Below are 21,968 nucleotides of genomic sequence, written 5' to 3'. Positions count from 1 at the left end.
CGTTCGGTGGACAAGCAGCACAGCGGCACGGCCGCACCACGTGGAAGCGGTCCCGCCACCGCGGCCTGGAGCGGTACGACCGTCCCCAGGCAGAACGGTACGGGCGAAACGACGGCGTCCGGGGGGCCCCCTCACGAGGCCATGCCCCTCTGGACGAGGGAGGCGACAACGCAACAAGGGGGTGTGGGCCCCGGTCTGCCGCGCCCACGGTCTGCTGCCCATGACGAGGTGTACCGCGCGGTCCAGCGCAGCGCCGCCTTCCAAGAGGTGCGCCGTCGGTACCGTGGCTTCGCCTTCCCCGCCACCGTTCTCTTCCTCGGCTGGTACCTCGCCTACGTCATCACCGCGACCGTCGCACCGGACCTCATGCGCCGACCCGTCGTCGGCATGTTCAACGTCGCATTGCTGGCAGGCCTGGGGCAGTTCCTGACGACCTTCCTCCTGGCCTGGGCGTACGCCCGTCACGCGCGTCTACGCCGCGATGCCGTAGCGCTGGAAATCCGCTGGGAAACCCAGGAGCTGACAGGAGGCAACACACGATGACGGGCGACCACCAGACACTTGCCCTTGTCCTCTTCAGCACCTTCATCGCGGTCACACTCGCGATCACTGCCTGGGCGGGGCGCCGACGGCACGGGTCCGCGGAGGAGTTCTACGCGGGCGGCCGCCTCTTCTCCCCACTGGAGAATGGATTCGCCATCGCCGGCGACTACATGTCCGCCGCTTCGTTCCTCGGCATCTCCGGACTCATCGCCCTCTTCGGCTACGACGGTTTGCTCTATTCCGTGGGGTTCTTCGTCGCCTGGCTCGTCGTGCTGTTCCTGGTGGCCGAACTCGTCCGGAACTGCGGTCGGTTCACCCTCGCCGACGTCGTCGTCTCCAGGATGCGGGCGCGCCCCGTACGCATCGCCTCCGGGACAGCTTCGGTCACTGTCTCCGTGCTCTACCTGGTGGCCCAGATGGTCGGTGCCGGGAGCCTTGTCACCCTGCTGCTCGGTAATGTCGATATAGCGGCCCGTACATGGACGGTGATCGGGGTTGGTGCCCTGATGGTGTTCTACGTGACGCTCGGAGGCATGCGAGCCACGACCTGGATCCAGATCATCAAGGCCGTGCTCCTCATAGGCGGGGCCTTGACCCTTACTGTCCTGGTGCTGGCACGTTTCCACGGTGACCTCGGTGCGCTCCTCGCCACCGCCGCTGGGCGCAGCGGTCACGGTGCAGACTTCCTGACTCCGGGGCTCAGGTACGGCGGAGACTGGACATCTCGGCTGGACTTCATCAGCCTGGGCCTGGCACTCGTTCTCGGGACCGCTGGGCTGCCGCACATCCTGTCGCGGTTCTACACCGTCCCCACGGCCCGTGCCGCCCGCCGCTCCGTCATGTGGTCGATCGGTCTCATCGGCAGCTTCTACCTGATGACCATCGTGCTCGGCTTCGGCGCGGCAGCGGTGCTCGGCAGCGGCACCGTGCGGGCTGCCGACGCCGCGGGCAACACTGCGGTGCCGCTCCTCGCCCTCCAGCTTGGCGGCGGCGCTGGGTCCACCGGCGGAACGGTGCTGTTCGCCGTGGTCGCTGCCGTCGCGTTCGCCACCATCCTCGCGGTGGTGGCCGGTATCACCCTCGCCTCATCTGCCTCTGTCGCGCACGATCTCTACGCCTCGCTGCGGCGCAGCCGGAGTCGCGGCACAGTGGAGAGTCGACAAAGTGACGTAACCGTCGCACGGGTCGCGGCTGTCGTCGTAGGGGCCCTGGCCATCGCGCTCTCGCTCCTCGCACAGGATATGAACGTCGCCTTCCTCGTCGGCCTGGCCTTCGCCGTTGCCGCCTCGGCCAACCTGCCGGTACTGCTCTACACACTCTTCTGGCGGCAGTTCACCACCCGTGGCGCCGTGTGGTCCGTCTACGGCGGGCTCATCCCGGCCGTGGTCCTGGTGCTCGTCTCCCCTGTTGTCTCGGGCAGCCCCGACGCGCTCTTCCCTGGAGTCGACTTCCATTTCTTCCCTCTGGAGAACCCCGGTGTCGTATCCATTCCTCTGGGGTTCTTGGCGGGATGGTTCGGCACGGTCACTTCTGATGAACCTGCGGACGAAGCCCGGCATGCGGAGACCGAAGTGCGGTCCCTCACCGGGGCCGGCGCGGCCTAGCCCGCATGCTCATACCCATGCATAGCGATGCTCGGGGCGTCCGGTCTCGCCGTACCTGAGAGTGAGCCGGACGCGCCCCGTCCGTTCCAGCAGTTTCAGATAACGCTGCGCTGTCTGACGACTGAGCCCGGCCCGTACGGCAACGTCCTGGGCGGACATAGGCGCGTCAGCGGTACGGAGAACGCGGCGCACACGGTCGGCCGTGGCGACAGAGTGGCCTTTGGGGAGTTCTGCCGTCTCCGCTCCGGTTGTCCCCAGGGCTCCGAAGATTCGGTCGACTTCTGACTGCTCGGTCTGCCCGCCGCTCTCGAAGGTGCGGCGCAAGGCTGCGTACGCCTCCAACTTGGAGCGCATACCGGCGAATGTGAACGGTTTGACGAGGTACTGCAGTGCCCCGAACCGCATCGCTGCCTGAACCGTCGTGACGTCGCGTGCCGCGGTCACCATGATCACGTCGGTGGGGATGCCGCGGCTTCGCAGGCTGCTCACCAGTTGCAGTCCCGTGCCGTCGGGAAGGTAGTGGTCCAGGAGCATCAGGTCGACTGTGTGGGTGAGCAGCGCTTCGTGGGCCTGAGCTGCAGTGTGGGCAAGGCAGCCGACCTGGAAACCCGCCACTTTGTCGACATAGGCAGCATTGATTTTCGCTACGTGAACGTCATCATCCACGACTGCGACGTTGATCATTGGTGAGCTCCTGTCGCCTCATCGGGGAACGCGGTCGCGGTGGTGTCATCGTTTCGCGGACGGCCTGTCGTGGTGACCTGTCTTGGGGGAGTCGAGCCCTTCTCGGGCAACTCGTCGGACAGCGCGTCAGGGAGAGTGACTGTGAAGACCGCTCCTCCGCCGAGGCGATCACCGATAGTTGTGGTACCGCCGTAGCGCTCGGCGAGCCGTTGTACAAGCGCCAAACCGATGCCACGCTGCCCATGAAGTGGTGGCTCCTTCGTCGTCCACCCCTCGGTGAAGATCGAAGCACGATGGCCCGCCGGGACTCCGGGGCCGTTGTCACTGACGCGAACGATTGCCGTCCGCCCGTCCATGTGGACCCGAACCTCCAACTGCGCGTCGGGAACTGTCGCTGTGGCGTCGAGGGCGTTGTCCACCAGATTGCCGAGAACAGTGACCACACTGTGCGGGTCTATGAGTCGGTCGGGGAGATGAGTGTCGGAAGCGAGGGTGAGTGAAGCACCACGTTCGGTTGCCACAGTCGCTTTGCCGACAAGGAGAGAGGCCACCAGCGGATCATGAACACACTCCGTGATCTGTTCGGCGGTTGCTCGATGGACACCGACCGCCTGGGTGATGAAGGAGCCGGCCTCCTCGTGGAGTCCCAGCTCCAGCAGTCCGAGGAGCGTGTGGAGCTGGTTGGCATGTTCATGGTCCTGGGCGCGTAGTGCGTCGATGAGTCCTCGGGTGCCGTCCAGTTCGCGCCCCAGCCGTTCCAATTCCGTGCGGTCCCGGAGTGTGATGACTGCGCCACCGTCGTCGGTGGGCATCCGGTTGATCACGAGAACACGTTGGCCGCTCACGGCCAGCAGGTCCGTCCCTGCCGCCCGGCCGGCCAGTACGTCCGCTGTACGGCCAGGGGGGAGGGCGGTGTCCACGACCGTCCCGGTGGCGTCGGGGGACAGGTCCAGGAGCCGTTGTGCCTCGTCGTTCATCAAGCGGATGCGTCTGTTGTGATCGAGGGCGAGAAACCCCTCGCGGATGCCGTGCAGCATCGCTTCCCGCTCGCTGAGCAGTGCGGAGATGTCGGAAAATGCCAGGTCGTGCGTACGGCGCTGCAAGCGCCGGGCGACCAGGTATGCGGCGAGAGCTCCTGCGGCCAGGGCGCCGCCGGCGTAGGCGAGCAGCTGCGGAACTGTGGAGAGGAGCCGTTCATGCACACTCTCGTAGGCGATGCCTACGGAGACGGCGCCGATGATCTCCTTTCTGCCATTGCGTAGCGGTACCTTGCCGCGGGCGGAGCGACCGAGGGTGCCGTTGTCTATTTCCATGACCTCGCGGCCGGTGAGGGCCGGGCTCGGATCGGTGGAGACATGCCGTCCGATTTCATGCGGGTCGGTGTGGGACCAGCGCACACCCTGCCGGTTCATGATCACGACGTATTCGGCGCCGGTGGCGTTGCGGATTCGTTCGGCTGCCCGTTGGACGGGGCCGTGTGGTGTGGGACGGGAGCTCTCCAGCGCGTTGTCCAGCCGGGGCTCGGCAGCGGTGGTTTGGGCGATGGCCAGGGCGCGGTGCATCGCCTGGTTGTCGAGTTCCACGCTGAGCGGGGCCAGGAAGAGGCCGGTGGCCAGCGCTGTCACTCCGGTGGCTATGGCCAACTGCACCATCAGGACCTGCGCGAAGACGCGGCGCGGCCAGTGGATGCGTGGCCGCGGCAGCCAGCGCGGATAGACCCGGTGGTCGCTAGTAGCTGTTCGTCTCCTCCAGCGCGCCGACGGCCGGCGAGGCGTACCGGATGTCCAGGGCGGGGTGCCTCCGCCTTCACCACCTGGTGGGCTGGGCAGGCCGGTGGAGCCTGAGGGCTCTTCCGCACTCGGGCTCGGAGGCTGTGGTCTTTCCGGCTCACCCATGTGGACGAAGGGTAAGGGCGGCCGATTGCCCCTCGGTAATCCCTCTCGGTGTGAGCCGCGACCTCTGTACTGCTGGTATTCGTTCGATAACGGAAGGGAGCGCTGAGCAGCCGGAACCTGCGACAGCGGAGTTATCCACAGGGCTTTCGGCTGCGGATTGTGAAGTCCTAACCTCGCGGAAGAGAGAGCGGGGACGTCGATTCTTGGGGATTGAACGGGGACGGCTGTGAAGGTAGAGCGTCTCCGCGCGCGATCGCAGTGAGCGGGGGAGAGGCAGGAATGACAGCAACGACACGGGGCTCTGCGGGACGGGAGATGCTGCCTGGGGCACGCGGTCAACGAGGTACATACCTCGTGTGGTCGGTGCTCGGGGCCGGTATCACGGTCGCGGTTGCTCTGGCCCTTCAGTCGAGGAGGGCCGGAGAAAGGGGCCAACGGGTGGCTGCACCGGCTCGTCAGGTGGGGGGACCGGTTTCCAGGCAGGTGTGTAGGCCTGCTGCAAGTACGTCAGGGCGCCGCGACGAGATGACCACCACCCGGGCCCGCGAGCGAACCACTGTTGCGGTGCGTGATGGCCGCAACGGCCATACGAGCAGGTGGGCCGAGCAGCGAGCCACAGCTCGCGGGCGCAGGAGCGTCGTCGGCCCGCTGTTCGACCAGCACCTGCCACATACGGCCGTCGGAATGGGCGACGGTCACGGACCACGCGGGGAGAGGCCCCGGGGCGATGGCGCGCCGGGAGGCCGTGCGGTCGGCGCACACCGTTTCGGGCCGCACCGCGTCGGTCCGTACGACATCGAGTGCGTCCGCGCGGTACTCCCTCAGCATGTCCCGGACGGCGAGGTCGGCGGTCTGCGCCGGCCGGCCCCAGGTGGAGCGTCCTCGGCAGTGGTCGAGCGTGATCTGTCCGCTGCCCGCCGCGGCGACAGCGTTCCTGACCAGTTCGACGGAGGCACGGCCGTAGACGTATCCGTAGGGCAGCACGACGAGGGTCGGTGCGAAGCGGTGGCCACCGATGTGGGTGACCTCCCAGGTTTCGGTGCCGGCGTTCGCGAGGTCGGCGGCGAGCGGGCGTCCCAGGACGGCGCAGCACTTGTCCCGCTTGCCGTTCGTGCAGACGAGGACAAGAGGGGGACCGGAGTAGGCGTCCCAGAGGCCTCCGTGATGACCGGCCGCCGCGGCAGCGAAGTCCAGCCGGGTCAGGGTCTTCGGATCGGCGAGGGTGGCGGTGCGGATCCAGGAGCGGCCCGGAGCGGTGTGTGCGAGGAACACTCGACGCCGGAGCGCGGTGTTTCTCCTGCTGGGCGGGCCGGGGCGTCGGATCAACGCGACGCGGACGCCGGTTCCGTCGGCGGCCGCGGTCAGGGCTCGGCCGAGGTCCGGGTCGAGGCGGCTGTTCGTCAGCGCCTGGGCTCCCCACGGGCCCGGTTGCTCGATGAGCAGCCAAGTACGGGCGGTGGCCGCGGTTCCGGCGAGGGGCTCGGAAACTTCGCGGGAAGCAAGGGTGCAGGCGCTCACGAAGGTAAGCCTAACCTGCCTGGTGAGGGGGAGGAGAGCGACGGTGCGCCGACCTTGAAACAGTCGGCGGGCGGAGCCGGAGAGACCGAACGCACCGATACGCGCGGTGAGCACCGGAATAATCGCCGTCACCATGCAGTGACGGGCGATGGAGGAAGGCGTCGTAGGAAGTCCGCTGCCACGACGGGGCCACGTGGGGCGGCGCGGCCTGCCGGTGGGCCTGGGCGGAGTGGTGCCGGGCGGACACGGCGGCCAAGGCGGGGCTAGGTGCCCGGGTTGCTCGGAGGCTGGGCTGATCTGCGACTCCGACAGCCGGGGCAAGGCGGAGGGCGAGTGTCCTCTGCCCATGCACCCATGCACGTGTCTCGGGGTGAGGCATCGCGGTTTGAGGGTGTCGGGACTACTGCTACAGAAGCGGGGTCTGCCTTGACCTGAGGGCGAGCACTGCCATGGGGGCGGAGGCTCGGTCCGTGAGGTGTGCGCCACGAGGCGGAGGATCTGGCGGCTGGCGGCCGGATCGGTTGCTGCGGATGCGGAAGCCTCCTTCGTTATGACGGGCCGCATCATCTGGGGGCCGATCAGAGGTCCGTTACGATCGGCAGCCCGTTTTCCGCCGGTCCGGTCGGCCCGTCTTCGTGCCGCGGCCCGGCTTCCGAACCATGGAGGCGCCCCCTTGACCACGCAGCAGATCCCGGTTGTCGTCCTCGCCGGATTTCTGGGATCGGGTAAGACCACGTTGCTCAACCACTTCCTGGCAGCGGGCGACGGCACGCGTATCGGTGCGATCGTCAACGACTTCGGGAGTATTGAGATCGATGCGATGACAGTCGCCGGCCAGGTGGACTCGATGGTTTCGCTCGGCAACGGATGCCTGTGCTGCGCAGTCGACACCAGCGAGTTGGACGAGTACCTGGAACGTCTGGCACGGCCTGCGGCCCGTATCGACGTCATCGTCATCGAAGCCAGCGGCTTGGCCGAACCTCAGGAACTCATCCGCATGATCCTCGCCAGCGAGAACAAGCGGATTGTTTACGGTGGGCTGGTCGAAGTGGTCGACGCCGCCGAGTTCGATACGACCCGGGAGCGCCATCCCGAACTTGACCGGCATGTGGGAATCGCCGACCTTGTCGTGCTCAACAAGGCTGACCGTATCGGGGACGAGCAGCGTGAACGGCTCACCAACACGTTGAGTGAGCTGGCGCCCGGACGGCCTGTGGTCTGCGCCGCTTACGGGCGTATCGACCCGGAGATGTTCTTCGACCGAGGGCCGGGGGATGACTGCGACCCGGCGGTGAAGCAGCTGTCATTCGAGGACCTCCTGCGGGAAGCGGCCGACTACCGCATGGCGTATCACCGTGACGAGGAGGCGGCGGCACTCATCGGATCGGAGAGCGACAGCGAGTCGGGCACCGCGCTTCGTGACAGTCAGCAAACGCAACCATCCGACAACCTGGGGACTACGGGAGGCGACACCGCGCTGGCACATGACCCGTTGCGTGAGAGGAAGCGGCAGTCACCCTCACACGAGGGTCACAGTCACTCCACCGGTGAGCCGTGCCTCGGTGGCTGCCACGGCCGACACCTGCACAGCGGCTACCAGAGCGTGGAGTTCGTCTCGCGTATCGCGATGCACCCGCGTCGGTTGATGGACTTTCTCGACAGTCGCCCAGCAGGTCTGTACCGCATCAAGGGGTTCGTGCACTTCGACGTTCCGGGAAGCCGGCAGAAGTTCGGGGTTCACGCGGTAGGTGACTTTCTCCGCTTCTACCCGACCTCTTGGGAGCGTGGTGAAGAGCGCTGTACACAGCTCGTTCTCATCGGCAGCGGTATCGATGCAGAGTCGTTGAGGGACAGGTTGACTGCCTGCAGGATGCCGGAAGCGGTGACTGCCGCCGCCCCGACCCCCGGTGACGCACTCACGCACAGCCAGCCGCCCCGGAGTGCGACGTCACCCCAAGACTACGCACCACCCCACTCCACCTTCCCTCACGACAGCGCCCCGTCCTCCCCCGACGACGACCTGCTGGAGCGCGCCATGTGGGGCGTGCTGCGTTACGTCGCCGACCGCGACGACCAGGACGGCCAAGAGGGATAGCGCGACGCAAGATGCGACGCAAGAGACGACGAACCCAAGGGCACAAGACGCGGAAGAGACAGCAACACCCCCGCACCCCGCCTGCAGCCTCCGCCCCCGGCCAGCAGTGACAGCAGCCCGCCCGTACATCTCGACGCCCCGTCCCCACTCCGCACACGGAAGGGGGCGCCCCTCCACCACCTCACGTGGTACAGGAACGCCCCATCAGCACCCAGGCGCCGTTGTCGGCCACTGCTACCGGCGCAGCGGCCGACAGCGGCCCCGTCATGCCGCTACGCCGGGCCCGCCAGTGCCGCCACCGGCTTGGTGAGCGGTACGCCGGAGCCGTCGCGGCGCGGGTCCGGTTCCGGGAGGGGGACCGGGGTGCCCTTGGCGTCGGCGGCGCGGGCGGGAGCGGTGCCCGCCCAGGCGAGGGTGAGACAGTCCTCGCCCTTCAGGAAGCGCTGGCAGCGGACGCCACCGGTGGCGCGGCCCTTGCGCGGGTACTGGTCGAACGGCGTGATCTTGGCGGTTGCCACCGAGTCGTCGAGCGTGCCGTGGGAACCGGCGACGGTGAAGACCACCGCGTCGGCCGCCGGATCGACGGCATGGAACGAGAGCACCTTGGCGCCCGCGCCGAGCTTGATGCCGGCCATACCGCCCGCCGGGCGGCCCTGGGGCCGGACCTGCGCCGCCGGGTACCGCAGCAGTTGCGCCTCGTCGGTGATGAAGACCAGGTCCTCCTCACCGGTGCGGAGTTCGGCGGCGCCGACGATGCGGTCGCCCTCCTTGAGGGTGATGACCTCCAACTCGTCCTTGTGCGCCGGGTAGTCGGGCACCACGCGTTTGACGATGCCCTGTTCCGTACCGAGCGCGAGACCCGGTGAGGACTCGTCGAGGGTGGTCAGGCAGATCAGACTCTCGCCGTCCTGCAGCGTCAGGAACTCCGACAGCTGCGCGCCGCCGGCGAGGCTGGGGGCGGCCGCCGTCCCGGGCAGCTGCGGCAGGTCGATCACCGGCAGGCGCAGCAGCCGTCCCGCCGAGGTCACGGCGCCGACCTCACCGCGGGCGGTCGCGGGCACGGCGGAGACGATGACGTCGTGCTTGACCCGCTTGGCGTCGGCGTCGAACGGGGTGTCCACCCCGGCGGTGCGGGCCAGCAGCCCTGTCGACGACAGCAGCACCCGGCACGGGTCGTCGGAGACCTCCAGCGGGACCGCGGCGACCGAGGTGCCGGCGGACTCCAGCAGGACGGTGCGGCGCTCGGTGCCGTACTTCTTGGCGACGGCGGCGAGTTCGCCGGAGACCAGCTTGCGCAGTTCGGCGTCGGACTCCAGGATGCGGGTCAGCTTCTCGATCTCGGAGCGCAGCGTGTCGCGCTCCGACTCCAGCTCGATGCGGTCGAACTTGGTGAGCCGGCGCAGCGGCGTGTCCAGGATGTACTGCGTCTGGACGTCGCTCAGGGAGAAGCGCTCGATCAGTCGCTCCTTGGCCTGTGCGCTGTTCTCGCTGGAGCGGATGAGGCGGATGACCTCATCGATGTCGACAAGGGCGGTGAGCAGGCCCTCCACCAGGTGGAGCCGGTCGCGGCGCTTGCCGCGGCGGAACTCGCTGCGGCGGCGGACGACCTCGAAGCGGTGGTCGACGTAGACCTCCAGCAGCTCCTTGAGGCCCAGGGTCAGCGGCTGGCCGTCGACGAGGGCGACGTTGTTGATGCCGAAGGACTCCTCCATCGGCGTCAGCTTGTAGAGCTGTTCCAGGACGGCTTCCGGGTTGAAGCCGTTCTTGATCTCGATGACCAGACGCAGACCGTGTTCGCGGTCGGTGAGGTCCTTGACGTCGGCGATGCCCTGCAGCTTCTTCGCGCCGACCAGATCCTTGATCTTCGAGATGACCTTCTCGGGGCCGACGGTGAAGGGCAGTTCGGTGACGACGAGGCCCTTGCGGCGCGCGGTGACGTTCTCGACCGCGACCGTGGCGCGGATCTTGAAGGTGCCGCGGCCCTTCTCGTACGCGTCGCGCACCCCGCCCAGCCCCACGATCCGGCCACCGGTGGGCAGATCGGGGCCCGGCACGAACCGCATCAGCGTCTCGAGGTCGGCGTCGGGGTGCTTGATGAGGTGGCGGGCGGCGGCGATGACCTCGCCGAGGTTGTGCGGCGGCATATTTGTCGCCATACCGACGGCGATCCCGGACGCGCCGTTGACCAGGAGGTTCGGGTACGCGGCGGGGAGCGTGACCGGCTCCTGCTCCTGGCCGTCGTAGTTCGGCGTGAAGTCGACGGTGTCCTCGTCGATCGACTCCGTCATCAGGGACGACGGGGACGCCATCCGGCACTCGGTGTACCGCATCGCGGCGGGCGGGTCGTCGTTGCCGAGCGAGCCGAAGTTGCCGTGGCCGTCCACCAGGGGCAGCCGCATCGAGAACGGCTGGGCCATGCGCACCAGGGCGTCGTAGATGGAGGCGTCGCCGTGGGGGTGCAGCTTGCCCATGACCTCGCCGACGACGCGGGCGCACTTGACGTAGCCGCGGTCGGGGCGCAGACCCATCTCGTTCATCTGGTAGAGGATGCGGCGCTGCACGGGCTTCATGCCGTCCCGGGCGTCCGGCAGGGCGCGGGAGTAGATGACCGAATACGCGTACTCGAGGAAGGAACCCTGCATCTCGTCGACGACGTCGATGTCGAGGATCCTCTCCTCGAAGTCGTCCGGCGGCGGGGTCTTCGTGCTGCGGCGGGCCATCGCGGCTGCGGCTCCTTCTGCTGCGTCTACATGTCGATGTGTGGGGTGGGCCGGCCGTCGGTGGACGGCTGCCGTTCCGGCCGGCGGGGATCGGCCGGTGAGTCTGCTGATGACTTTGACGCGGACCATTGTGGACCGCCCCACCGACAACGCCGGACGCGACTCCCCTCCACGGGGCCGTGGCGCGTCCGCCGCCGCTCGTACGGGGGCGGTCGGGCGGGAACTTCGCCAGATGTCGGCGCGGTTGCATACAGTGACAGGACTTCTTCGCAAGCGGATCGAAGGGACGTACATGCCCATGGGTCACACGGCCACAGAAAAAGCCGGCTCCGGCGGCCTGACAGCGACCGAGCACCGGCTGGCCAACGGCCTGCGCGTGGTGCTCTCGGTGGATCCTCTGACACCGGTGGCGGCGGTCTGCCTCTGGTACGACGTCGGCTCCCGCCACGAGGTCAAGGGCCGCACGGGCCTGGCCCACCTCTTCGAGCACCTGATGTTCCAGGGGTCCGCGCAGGTCAAGGGGAACGGCCACTTCGAGCTGGTGCAGGGCGCCGGCGGCTCGCTGAACGGCACCACGAGCTTCGAGCGCACCAACTACTTCGAGACCATGCCCGCCCACGAGCTGGAACTGGCGCTCTGGCTGGAGGCGGACCGCATGGGCTCCCTCCTGACGGCGCTCGACGAGGAGTCCTTGGAGAACCAGCGCGACGTCGTCAAGAACGAACGCCGTCAGCGGTACGACAACGTCCCCTACGGCACGGCTTTCGAGAAGCTGACGGCGATGGCGTACCCGGAGGGGCACCCGTACCACCACACGCCCATCGGGTCGATGGCCGATCTGGACGCGGCGTCCCTGGAGGACGCGCGGGCGTTCTTCCGTACCTATTACGCGCCCAACAACGCGGTCCTGTCGGTGGTCGGCGACATCGACCCCGAGCAGACGCTCGCCTGGATCGAGAAGTACTTCGGGTCGATCCCCTCGCACGACGGCAAGCAGCCGCCGCGCAGCGGTGAGCTGCCGGAGATCATCGGCGGTCAGCTGCGGGAGGTCGTCGAGGAGGAGGTGCCCGCCCGTGCCCTGATGGCGGCCTACCGCCTGCCGCACGACGGCACCCGTGAGGCGGACGCCGCCGACCTCGCGCTGACTGTGCTGGGCGGCGGCGAGTCCTCGCGCCTCTACAACCGCCTGGTGCGCCGCGACCGCTCCGCCGTCGCCGCCGGGTTCGGCCTGCTGCGGCTGGCCGGCGCCCCGTCCCTGGGCTGGCTGGACGTGAAGACGTCCGGCGGTGTGGAGGTCGCGGACATCGAGAGCGCCGTCGACGAGGAACTGGCCCGGTTCGCCGCCGAGGGGCCCACCCCGGAGGAGATGGAGCGGGCGCAGGCCCAGCTGGAGCGCGAGTGGCTCGACCGCCTCGCGACGGTCAGCGGCCGCGCCGACGAACTGTGCCGCTACGCCGTCCTGTTCGGCGACCCGCAGCTGGCGCTGACCGCCGTGGGGCGTGTCCTGGACATCACGCCCGAGGAGGTGCAGGCGGTCGCCCAGGCCCGGCTGCGCCCCGACAACCGCGCGGTGCTCGTGTACGAGCCGACCGCCGCCGACGACAGCGCCGACAACGACGAGGAGGCGGACCGGTGAGCGACGCCACCACCCGCGAGGACCTGGCCATGAGCGAGATGACCTTCCACCCGCAGCCCAAGGGCGGGGCGCCCCGGCCGTGGGCCTTCCCGGCGCCCGAGCGCGGCGCACTGCCCAACGGCCTGACGGTGCTGCGCAGCCACCGCCCCGGCCAGCAGGTCGTCGCCGTCGAGGTCGACATCGTCGCGCCGCTGGAGACCGAGCCGGAGGGGCTGGACGGCGTCGCCACGATCATGGCGCGGGCGCTGTCGGAGGGGACCGACCGGCACGACGCCGAGGAGTTCGCCGCCGAACTGGAGCGGTGCGGCGCCACGTTGGACGCCCACGCCGACCACTCCGGTGTCCGGGTCTCCCTGGAGGTCCCGGCCTCCCGGCTGCCGGGCGCCCTGGGGCTGCTCGCCGACGCGCTGCGCGCCCCCGCCTTCCCCGAGAGCGAGGTGGAGCGCCTGGTGCGCAACCGCCTCGACGAGATCCCGCACGAGCTGGCCAACCCGGGGCGCCGCGCCGCGATGGCGCTGTCCAAGGAGCTGTTCCCCGCGTCGTCCCGGATGTCGCGGCCCCGGCAGGGCACCGAGGAGACCGTCGGCCGCATCGACGCGGCGGCCGTCCGGGCGTTCTACGCGGCGCATGTGCGACCCGCGGCGGCCACCGCCGTGATCGTCGGTGACTTCACCGGCATCGACGTGGACGCGGCGCTCGCCGACACGCTGGGCGTGTGGCAGGGACCCGCCGCCGAGCCGGTGACCGTCACGCCGATCACCGCGGACGACACCGGCCGTGTGGTGATCGTCGACCGTCCCGGCGCGGTGCAGACGCAGCTGCTCATCGGCCGGATCGGAGCCGACCGTCACGACCGTCAGTGGCCCGCGCAGGTCCTCGGCACGTACTGCCTCGGCGGCACGCTGACGTCGCGTCTGGACCGGGTGCTGCGGGAGGAGAAGGGCTACACCTACGGGGTGCGCTCCTTCGGGCAGGTGCTGCGCTCGTCGGCGCCGGACGCGCCCGGCGGCCCGGTCGGCGCCTCGCTGCTGGCGATCAGCGGCTCGGTCGACACGGAGTCCACCGGGCCGGCCCTGGAGGACCTGTGGAAGGTGCTGCGCACCCTCGCGGCGGAGGGCCTCACGGACGCCGAGCGGGATGTCGCGGTGCAGAACCTCGTCGGTGTCGCGCCGCTGAAGTACGAGACGGCGGCGGCGGTCGCGGGGACCCTCGCCGACCAGGTGGAGCAGCATCTGCCGGACGACTACCAGGCGCAGCTGTACGCGCGGCTGGCCGAGACCGGCACGGTCGAGGCGACCGCCGCCGTGGTCAGCGCCTTCCCTGCCGACCGGCTGGTGACGGTGCTGGTCGGTGACGCGGCGCGGATCGCGGAGCCCGTGCGGGCGCTGGGTATCGGTGAGGTGAAGGTCGTCAGCGGCTGACGGTCCGGTGGAGCGGTGGCCCGGCCGGGCCACCGCGGCGCCCGCCTTCCGGTGCGGAGGCTCGGCGTAAGGGGACGAAACGGGATCCCGGGGGCGGTCGTCCGCCCCCGGGATCGCCTGTATGTCCGGTTCTGGTTCCGCTGTCGCGGTGTGGTGTAACGCACAATATGGCGTTTCTGTTTGCCGATTGAAAGTTGCCACGATTAGCGTCATGCGCGCTGTCCGTCAGTAGCACGCCGCAACCGCGGCACCGGACAGTCATCGCCGAGTCCCCGTACGGCGCGAGCCAGGGGAGCCGGGGACCCACATGTCCCCTGGGGTGAATCGGGCGCCTCCCCGGAGGAGCCCGTAGGAGACCTTCCTGCTCCGAACCCGTCAGCTAACCCGGTAGGCGAGAAGGAAGGAAAGGACCAGCCAGCACATGGCGTTCACCCGTGCCACCGGGAAACACCGCCGTCCGAGCCGCAGCGCCCGGACGACCCGCAACATCGCCTCCGTCGCGGGTCTCGCCGCCACCGGCGTCGTCGCCTCCGTCGCCTCGCCCGCGATGGCCGCCACGTCCGGTGCCGCGCACGACACCGGACTGCACCGCGCCGTCGTGATCGGTGACGAACTCGCCGAGCGGATCGAGGCCCAGGCCGACGCGCAGCAGGCCGTCGCCGAGACCGCCGAGGCCAAGGCGAAGGCCGAGGCCGACGCGGAGAAGCAGGCCAAGGCCGCCAAGGCGGCGGCCGACAAGCGGCACGAGGCGAAGGTCCGCGCGGCCCGTGAGGAGGAGCGCAAGCGCCTCAACGCCTTCGTCGCGCCCATCTCCGGCTCGTACGTCTCCACCGCCTACCAGGCGTCCAGCGGACTGTGGTCCTCCGGTTCGCACACCGGTATCGACTTCCACGCCGCCACCGGCACGAGCGTGCACGCCGTCGGCGCGGGCACCGTCGTCGAGGCGGGCTGGGGCGGTGCGTACGGCAACAACATCGTCATCAAGATGAACGACGGCACCTACACCCAGTACGGCCACCTGTCGCAGCTGGGCGTCTCGGTCGGCCAGCGGGTGATGCCCGGCCAGCAGATCGGTCTGTCCGGCGCGACCGGCAACGTCACCGGTGCCCACCTGCACTTCGAGGCCCGTACCGGCCCGGACTACGGCTCGGACATCGACCCTGTCGCCTACCTGCGCGCGCACGGCGTCAACGTCTGACGTCCGCCCGCCCCGCGCGGCCCCCGGAGCCCCGGCTCGCCCCCACAGGGCGACCGGGGCTCCGCCGTGTCCGGTGACGGGTGGTCGGTCGGCCGGATTTCCCGGGGTCCGGGAATGCGCTCACCAAAAGATCTCCATGAACAAGTGAAGGCGGTGAAGGAGCCTTCACCGTCGAATAGAGTCGCCGGAAAGGCGCCGCGGGGCGGCGTTTTCCGGGAAGGACGGTGGAGGCGCCCACGATGACGCGAGGTCAGATTTCCGTGCAGCGCATCTCCACGGCGATCCGCGACGACATCGTCTCCGGCGCGCTGCTTCCGGGCAGCCGGCTCGTCGAGGACCTTCTGGCCGCCCGCTACGGCGTCTCCCGGGTGCCGGTCCGTGAGGCGCTGCGCACCCTGCAGTCCGAGGGGTTCGTCACCGCGCGGCGCCATGCGGGGGCGTGTGTCGCGGCGCCCACCGCGCAGGAGGCGGCCGACCTCCTGGACCTGCGGGCACTCCTGGAGCCGATGGGCGCCGCCCGCGCCGCCGCCCGCCGCACCGACGCGCAGCTGAAGGTGTTACGGGGCGTGGTGCGGCTCGGCAGGGAGCGGGTCCACCGCGGCTGCCCCGGTGATCTGCCCCGGCTGGACGGCTGGTTCCACGAGACGCTGGCGCGGGCGGCGGGCAACCCGGGACTGACCGCGCTGCTGACCCAGGTGCGCCGGAAGATCGACTGGATGTACGTCGTCGAGCGCCCGGCACGGTACGCGGAGACGTGGGACGAGCACGGCGCGGTGCTGGACGCAGTCGCCCGGGGCGACGCGGAGGCGGCGCGCGCCCTGATGGCGTCGCACGTCGCGCGGTCGCTCCCGGCGTACCGTCCGCGCCGCCGCCCGGCGACCGCGGTACGCCGTCCGCCGTGCTCCGCCGGCGCCGGGCGGATGCGTTCCGTTTAGGACCCGGTTTACGGGACGGCGGACCGGTGGCGGAATCTTTTCGGTGCCGTGCGGGGAATTACGGAAATCGACGCGAGCGGAAATCGGACCGGCCCGGGGAATTCCCGCGCCGTGGAATTGCGCGTTTTCCGTGTACGGGCCGCTCGTGCGGTGGAGAAGCGCGCGGGCGGGGAGCGGTCCGCTCGGCGGGTGCCCGCCGGCTCGTGCGGGGCCGCGCGGCGGGAGCGCCCGGGAAAGGGAAGACCCCGCCGCGGGTGACCGTGTCGGTCGTGGCGGCGGGGCGGTGCCCCGGTCAGGGGGCGGTGGGGGCGTCCCGGTTCAGACGGTCTCCGGCAGCTCGTCGAGCCCCTCGGCGACCAGCTTCGCCAGGCGCTCCAGCGCGGCTTCCGCCCCTTCGGCGTCCGAGGCGAGCACGATCTCCTCGCCGCCCTGGGCGCCCAGGCCCAGCACCGCGAGCATCGAGGCCGCGTTCACGGGGGTGCCGTCGGTCTTGGCGATCGTCACGGGGACCCCGGCGGCGGTGGCCGCACGGACGAAGATCGAGGCGGGACGGGCGTGCAGCCCCTCGGCCCAACCGACAGTGACGCGGCGCTCAGCCATGGTGTTGCCCTTCAAGTCGTTACGGTTGTCTAGACCACTCTCTCATGGCGGCCCCCGTGCCGCGGAAGCCCCGCCCCCGGTGTTCCGCGCCACGTCCGCCCCGGCCCGCCGGCCCTGCCCGGGGACGGGCGGCCGGGCGTCCCCGGGCAGGGCCGCACACCGAGCCGGTTGTCGGTGCCCGGCCGTACGCTGTCCGCATGCAGCAGCCGCCGGATCACGCCTACCCGAGCCACTGGGAAGCCGATGTGGTGCTGCGCGACGGCGGCACCGCCCGGATCCGCCCGATCACCCCCGACGACGCCGCACGTCTGGTCTCCTTCTACGAGCAGGTCTCGGACGAGTCGAAGTACTACCGCTTCTTCGCGCCCTACCCCCGTCTCTCCGACCGCGACGTGCACCGCTTCACCCACCACGACTACGTCGACCGGGTCGGCCTCGCCGCCACCGTGGGCGGCGAGTTCATCGCCACCGTCCGCTACGACCGGATCGACGCCCGGGGCCGGCCGGCCAAGGCCCCGGGGGACGACCAGGCGGAGGTCGCCTTCCTGGTGCAGGACGCCCACCAGGGCCGCGGGGTCGCCTCCGCGCTCCTGGAACACATCGCCGCCGTCGCCCGGGAGTGCGGCATCCGCCGGTTCGCCGCCGAGGTGCTCCCCGCCAACACCAAGATGATCAAGGTGTTCACGGACGCCGGCTACGTCCAGCAGCGCACCTTCGAGGACGGCGTCGTCCGGCTGGAATTCGACCTCGAACCGACCGAGCAGTCCATGGCCGTGATGCGCGGCCGCGAGCAGCGTGCCGAGGCCCGCTCCATGCAGCGGCTCCTCGCCCCCGGATCGGTCGCCGTCATCGGCACCGGCCGCGAGCCCGGCGGCGTCGGCCGCACCGCCCTGCGCCACCTCCTCGACTCCGGCTTCACCGGCCGCGTCCACGCCGTCAACCACGCCTTCCCCGAGGGGGCCGGCCGCCTCGACCCCGAGGGCGTCCCCGCCGTCCGCTCCCTGCGGGAGATCGACGGCCCCGTCGACCTCGCGGTCATCGCCGTCCCCGCCGACCGCGTCCCCGAGGTGATCGACGACTGCGGGGAGCACGGCGTCCAGGGCGTCCTGGTCCTCTCCTCCGGATACGCCGAGGCCGGGCCGGAGGGGCGCGAGCGCCAGCGCGCCCTGCTGCACCGCACCCGTTCCTACGGCATGCGGCTGATCGGCCCGAACGCCTTCGGCCTGATCAACACCGCGCCCGGCGTCCGGCTGAACGCCTCGTTCGCACCGGTGATGCCCGCCACCGGGCGCATCGGGCTGTTCACCCAGTCCGGCGCGATCGGCATCGCCCTGCTCAGCGGGTTGCACGAGCGCGGCCCCGGGGACGGCTCGCCCGCCGGCGTCTCCACCTTCGTCTCCGCGGGCAACCGCGCCGACGCCTCCGGGAACGACCTGCTCCAGTACTGGTACGACGACCCGGACACCGACGTCGCGATCCTCTACCTCGAATCCATCGGCAACCCCCGCAAGTTCACCCGCCTCGCCCGCCGCACCGCCGCCGTCAAACCGGTCGTCGTCGCCAAGGGCGCCCGCCACCACGGCACCGCGCCCCCGGGGCACGCGGTCCCCACCGTCCGCATCCCGGACAGCACCGTCGCCGCCCTGATGCGGCAGGCCGGCGTCATCCGCGTCGACACGGTCACCGAACTCCTCGACGCCGGGCTGCTGCTGGCCTCCCAGCCCCTCCCGGCGGGCGCCCGCGTCGCCGTCCTCGGCAACTCCGAGGCGCTCTCCCTCCTCGCCTACGACGCGTGCCTGACCGAGGGCCTGCGCCCGCGGCGCCCCCGGGTGCTGCCCTCCGCCGCGACCCCGCGCGACTTCCACACCGCCCTCACCGAGGAGCTGGCGGGCGAGGGCTGCGACGCCGTCGTGGTCACCGCGATCCCCTGGGTGGGCGAGGGCGACGCGACGACCCCCGGGGAGGCCGAGGAACTGGCCGAGGCGCTCCGCTCGGCGGCCGCCGCCGGCCCCGCTAAACCGGTTGCCGTCGTCCACCTCGCCATGGACACCCTCGCGGCGGCGCTCGCCGCCCCGGGCGTCCCGGGCGGGCCCGACGACGCCTCCGGGGGCGGCGCTCCGGGGGCGACCGCCGCAACGCCCCCTGGCGGCGCCACTCCGTTCGCCCGCCCCGCCGCCGCGCCCGGCCCCACCCCGCAGGACACCGAAGCAGCGACCGGACCCGAAGCATCCGCCGAACCCGTTGCCACCCCGGGCGGCGCGCCTGCCACGGCATCCGCGCCCGCCACGTATCCGCCCGCCCGCACGCCGCTCCCCGCCTATCCCGCCGCCGAGCGGGCCGTCCGGGCCCTCGCCGAGGCCGTGCGGTACGCCGCCTGGCGCCGGGAGGCCGGGGAGCCGGGCCGGGTCCCCGCGTACGACGACATCGAGGAGGCCGCGGCCGGCGCCGGCATCGCGCGGCTGCTCGACCGCCTCGATCCGCCGCCCGGCCGCTCCGTCCCGCTGCCCGCCGAGGACGCCGCCGCCCTGCTCGCCCGCTACGGCATCGCCACCCAGCCGTCGCTGCCCGCCCCCGGCCCGGACGCCGCCGTCCGCGCCGCCGCCCGCCTGGGCTACCCCGTCGCCCTCAAGACCACCGCGCCCCACCTGCGCCACCGCAGCGACCTGGGCGGTATCCGCCTCGACATCGCCGACGAGGAGGACCTGCGCCGCACCTACGGCGAGCTGACCGCCGCCCTCGGCACCCCGGAGGAGCTGGCGCCGGTCGTCCAGAAGATGGTGCCGCGCGGCGTCGACACGGTGGTCCGCGCCGCCATCGACCCGGCGGCCGGCGCCGTCCTCTCGTTCGGCCTGGCGGGCGCCCCCTCACAGCTGCTGGGCGACATCGCGCACCGCCTCATCCCCGCCACCGACCGCGACGTCGAGGCCCAGATCCGTTCGATCCGCGCCGCTCCTCTCCTCTTCGGCTGGCGCGGTTCGCAGCCCGTCGACACCGCGGCGCTGGCCGAGGTGCTGCTGCGGGTCTCCCGCCTCGTCGACGACCACCCCGAGGTGGTGGGCGTCGACCTGGAGCCGGTCGTCGTCGCCCCGCGCGGCCTGTCCGTCCTCGGGGCGACCGTCCGCCTGGCCCGCCCACCCGCCACCACCGACCTCGGCCCCCGCCGCCTGCCCGTCTACTGACCGCCCGCCCGGCCCGCGGAGCGGCCCCGTGCCCACCGCCCCGGACGGGCCGGACCGGCCCCGCGGACCGGCCTGTCCCGGGCGTCCTGCCGCCCGCGTGCGGGCCCGTAAGATGGAGGACATGGCTAAGACCGGTACGACGACCCAGGGGCTGCGCGCGGCGATCGAGCGCAGCGGCTACTACCCGGCCCTCGTGGCCGAGGCGGTGCAGGCCGCCGTCGGCGGTGAGCCGGTCGCGGCGTACCTGGTGCACCAGGAGACGACCTTCGACGCCAACGAGGTCCGCCGCCATGTGACCGTCCTCGTCCTCACCGGCACCCGCTTCATCGTCAGCCACACCGATGAGCAGGCCGCCGACGCCACCTCCCCGTCCCCGTACGCCACGACCTCCACCGAGTCCGTGAAGCTGGGCCGGATCTCGTCGGTGGTGCTCAGCCGGGTCGTGGCCAATCCGGAGTCGTACACCCCGGGTCAGCTGCCCCGCGAGGTCGTGCTCACCATCGGCTGGGGCGCCGTCGCCCGACTCGACCTGGAGCCCGCCACCTGCGGTGACCCCAACTGCGAGGCGGATCACGGCTACACCGGCTCCTCCACCGCCGACGATCTCTCGCTGCGGGTCAGCGAGGCCGGCGACGGACCGGACTCCGTCCGCGAGACGCTCACCTTCGCACAGGCGCTCTCCGAGGCCACCGCGGCCACCACGAGCGCCCGCTGATGGGGTACACCGCCCCCGCCTGGCCGGAGCCCGAGCCGCTCGACCCGCTGACCGCCCCGCTGCCCCGTTACGGCACGGGCTCGCTCGCCGATCTGCTGCCTGCCGTCGTCGCAGGTCAGGGCGTGTCCGGCCCGCCGACGGCGATGGAGCTGGCGCCCGCCGACCGGGCCTGCGTCTTCCTCGTCGACGGTCTCGGCTGGGAGCTGCTGCGCGCCCACCCGGACGAGGCGCCGTTCCTGACGTCCCTCCTGGACACCTCGTGCAACGGCACCGGCCGCCCGCTCACCGCCGGTTTCCCCGCCACCACCGCCACCTCCCTCGCCTCCGTCGGCACCGGCCTGCCCCCGGGCGCGCACGGTCTGCCCGGCTACACCTGCGAGGACCCGTCCTCCGGCGCGCTGATGAACCAGCTCCGCTGGCAGCCGTGGACCGATCCGTACGCCTGGCAGCCGTACCCGACGGTGTTCCAGCTCGCCGACGCGGCGGGTGTGCACACCTGCCAGGTCTCCGCGCCGCACTTCGCCCAGACCCCGCTGACCAAGATCGCGCTGAGCGGCGGCACCTTCCACGGCCGCCTCAGCGGCGAGGAGCGGATGGACCTCGCCGCCGCCCAACTCGCCGCCGGTGACCGCTCGCTGGTCTACACGTACTACGCCGAGGTCGACGGCAACGGCCACCGCTACGGCGTCGACTCCGACGCCTGGCGCGGTCAGCTGATGTACGTCGACCGGCTCGCGCAGCGCCTGGCCGAACAACTCCCGCCGCGCAGTGCCCTGTACGTCACCGCCGACCACGGCATGATCGACATTCCCTTCGATCCGGAGTCGCGCATCGACTTCGACGAGGACTGGGAACTGCGCGCCGGTGTCCGGCTGCTGGGCGGTGAGGGCCGGGCCCGCCACGTCTACGCCCACCCGGGCGCGGCGGACGACGTGCTCGCCGTGTGGCGGGAGGTCGTCGGTGAGCAGATGTGGGTGGCGAGCCGCGAGGAGGCCATCGCGGCGGGCTGGTTCGGTCCGCACGTCGACGACCGGGTGCGCGGCCGGATCGGCGATGTCGTCGCCGCCGCCCACGCCGACATGGTGATCATCGCGAGCGAGCGTGAGCCCGGTGAGTCGAAGATGGTCGGTATGCACGGGTCGATGACCCCGGTGGAGCAGCTTGTTCCGCTGCTGGAGGTCCGTACCTGATCCGCGTGTCCGTGCCCGGCCGTGCCTGACGCCGC

The 21,968-nt window shown here is 71.0% G+C and carries 15 protein-coding genes and 1 riboswitch; of the genes, 10 read left to right on the top strand and 5 right to left on the bottom strand.

Features of this window, described 5'->3' with window-relative positions; translation table 11 throughout:
- Positions 1-141: 141 nt before the first annotated feature.
- Positions 142-543 carry a DUF485 domain-containing protein gene (locus ACZ4M8_RS28605; protein ID WP_467612684.1) on the top strand — a complete coding sequence of 134 codons (402 nt, stop codon included), beginning with the start codon at positions 142-144 and terminating at the stop codon, positions 541-543.
- A complete protein-coding gene (locus ACZ4M8_RS28600; protein WP_467612495.1) occupies positions 540-2,147 on the top strand; it encodes a solute symporter family protein in 1,608 nt (535 codons plus the stop codon). The genes ACZ4M8_RS28605 and ACZ4M8_RS28600 overlap by 4 nt, the downstream gene beginning before the upstream one ends.
- Before the next feature lie 9 nt (positions 2,148-2,156).
- On the opposite strand, the gene ACZ4M8_RS28595 is transcribed toward ACZ4M8_RS28600, so the two are convergent.
- From ACZ4M8_RS28595 to ACZ4M8_RS28585, 3 genes are all read right to left on the bottom strand, one after another.
- The gene (locus ACZ4M8_RS28595) at positions 2,157-2,831 is read right to left on the bottom strand and encodes a DUF7342 family protein (RefSeq protein ID WP_467612492.1); all 675 of its coding nucleotides are present in this window, start codon (positions 2,829-2,831) and stop codon (positions 2,157-2,159) included.
- The gene (locus ACZ4M8_RS28590; protein ID WP_467612489.1) at positions 2,828-4,483 is read right to left on the bottom strand and encodes an ATP-binding protein; all 1,656 of its coding nucleotides are present in this window, start codon (positions 4,481-4,483) and stop codon (positions 2,828-2,830) included. The genes ACZ4M8_RS28595 and ACZ4M8_RS28590 overlap by 4 nt, the downstream gene beginning before the upstream one ends.
- A 750-nt stretch (positions 4,484-5,233) precedes the next feature.
- Complete coding sequence (locus ACZ4M8_RS28585) at positions 5,234-6,244, bottom strand: sucrase ferredoxin (protein WP_467612486.1); 1,011 nt, start codon at positions 6,242-6,244, stop codon at positions 5,234-5,236.
- Positions 6,245-6,917: 673 nt separating this feature from the next.
- Here ACZ4M8_RS28585 and ACZ4M8_RS28580 point away from each other — a divergent pair.
- Positions 6,918-8,339 carry a CobW family GTP-binding protein gene (locus ACZ4M8_RS28580; protein ID WP_467612482.1) on the top strand — a complete coding sequence of 474 codons (1,422 nt, stop codon included), beginning with the start codon at positions 6,918-6,920 and terminating at the stop codon, positions 8,337-8,339.
- A 272-nt stretch (positions 8,340-8,611) separates the two neighbouring features.
- Here the strand turns inward: ACZ4M8_RS28580 and ACZ4M8_RS28575 are convergent, their stop codons facing one another.
- Positions 8,612-11,059 (bottom strand): DNA gyrase/topoisomerase IV subunit A, encoded by a 2,448-nt coding sequence (locus tag ACZ4M8_RS28575; RefSeq protein ID WP_467612479.1) that lies wholly within the window; start codon positions 11,057-11,059, stop codon positions 8,612-8,614.
- Between the two features lie 298 nt (positions 11,060-11,357).
- On the opposite strand from ACZ4M8_RS28575, the gene ACZ4M8_RS28570 reads away from it, so the two are divergent.
- The 4 genes from ACZ4M8_RS28570 (at position 11,358) to ACZ4M8_RS28555 (ending at position 16,249) form a co-directional block, all read left to right on the top strand.
- Complete coding sequence (locus tag ACZ4M8_RS28570) at positions 11,358-12,695, top strand: M16 family metallopeptidase (protein WP_399096720.1); 1,338 nt, start codon at positions 11,358-11,360, stop codon at positions 12,693-12,695.
- Positions 12,696-12,733: 38 nt separating this feature from the next.
- The gene (locus ACZ4M8_RS28565) at positions 12,734-14,116 is read left to right on the top strand and encodes a M16 family metallopeptidase (RefSeq protein WP_467612681.1); all 1,383 of its coding nucleotides are present in this window, start codon (positions 12,734-12,736) and stop codon (positions 14,114-14,116) included.
- Between the two features lie 252 nt (positions 14,117-14,368).
- A riboswitch (cyclic di-AMP (ydaO/yuaA leader) is annotated at positions 14,369-14,524 on the top strand.
- 13 nt (positions 14,525-14,537) lie between these two features.
- Entirely contained in the window at positions 14,538-15,314 is a 777-nt protein-coding gene (locus tag ACZ4M8_RS28560; RefSeq protein ID WP_467612476.1) for a M23 family metallopeptidase, read from the top strand.
- 239 nt (positions 15,315-15,553) lie between these two features.
- Complete coding sequence (locus ACZ4M8_RS28555; RefSeq protein WP_467612473.1) at positions 15,554-16,249, top strand: GntR family transcriptional regulator; 696 nt, start codon at positions 15,554-15,556, stop codon at positions 16,247-16,249.
- Between the two features lie 318 nt (positions 16,250-16,567).
- Here ACZ4M8_RS28555 and ACZ4M8_RS28550 read toward each other — a convergent pair whose 3' ends face one another.
- Positions 16,568-16,849, bottom strand: coding sequence for an HPr family phosphocarrier protein (locus ACZ4M8_RS28550; RefSeq protein WP_399084731.1), 282 nt, complete (start codon positions 16,847-16,849; stop codon positions 16,568-16,570).
- A 197-nt stretch (positions 16,850-17,046) separates the two neighbouring features.
- On the opposite strand from ACZ4M8_RS28550, the gene ACZ4M8_RS28545 reads away from it, so the two are divergent.
- The 3 genes from ACZ4M8_RS28545 (at position 17,047) to ACZ4M8_RS28535 (ending at position 21,933) form a co-directional block, all read left to right on the top strand.
- A complete protein-coding gene (locus ACZ4M8_RS28545; protein ID WP_467612469.1) occupies positions 17,047-20,028 on the top strand; it encodes a bifunctional acetate--CoA ligase family protein/GNAT family N-acetyltransferase in 2,982 nt (993 codons plus the stop codon).
- Between the two features lie 121 nt (positions 20,029-20,149).
- A complete protein-coding gene (locus ACZ4M8_RS28540; protein WP_399084725.1) occupies positions 20,150-20,743 on the top strand; it encodes a DUF5998 family protein in 594 nt (197 codons plus the stop codon).
- Positions 20,743-21,933, top strand: coding sequence for an alkaline phosphatase family protein (locus ACZ4M8_RS28535; RefSeq protein WP_467612466.1), 1,191 nt, complete (start codon positions 20,743-20,745; stop codon positions 21,931-21,933). Before ACZ4M8_RS28540 ends, ACZ4M8_RS28535 begins: the two co-directional genes overlap by 1 nt.
- The last annotated feature ends 35 nt before the right edge of the window (positions 21,934-21,968 follow it).

It is taken from the genome of Streptomyces sp. NPDC027185 (genome assembly GCF_055567035.1).
Note: the sequence above shows the minus strand (reverse complement) of the source record. Positions and strands in the feature narration are given on the sequence as shown.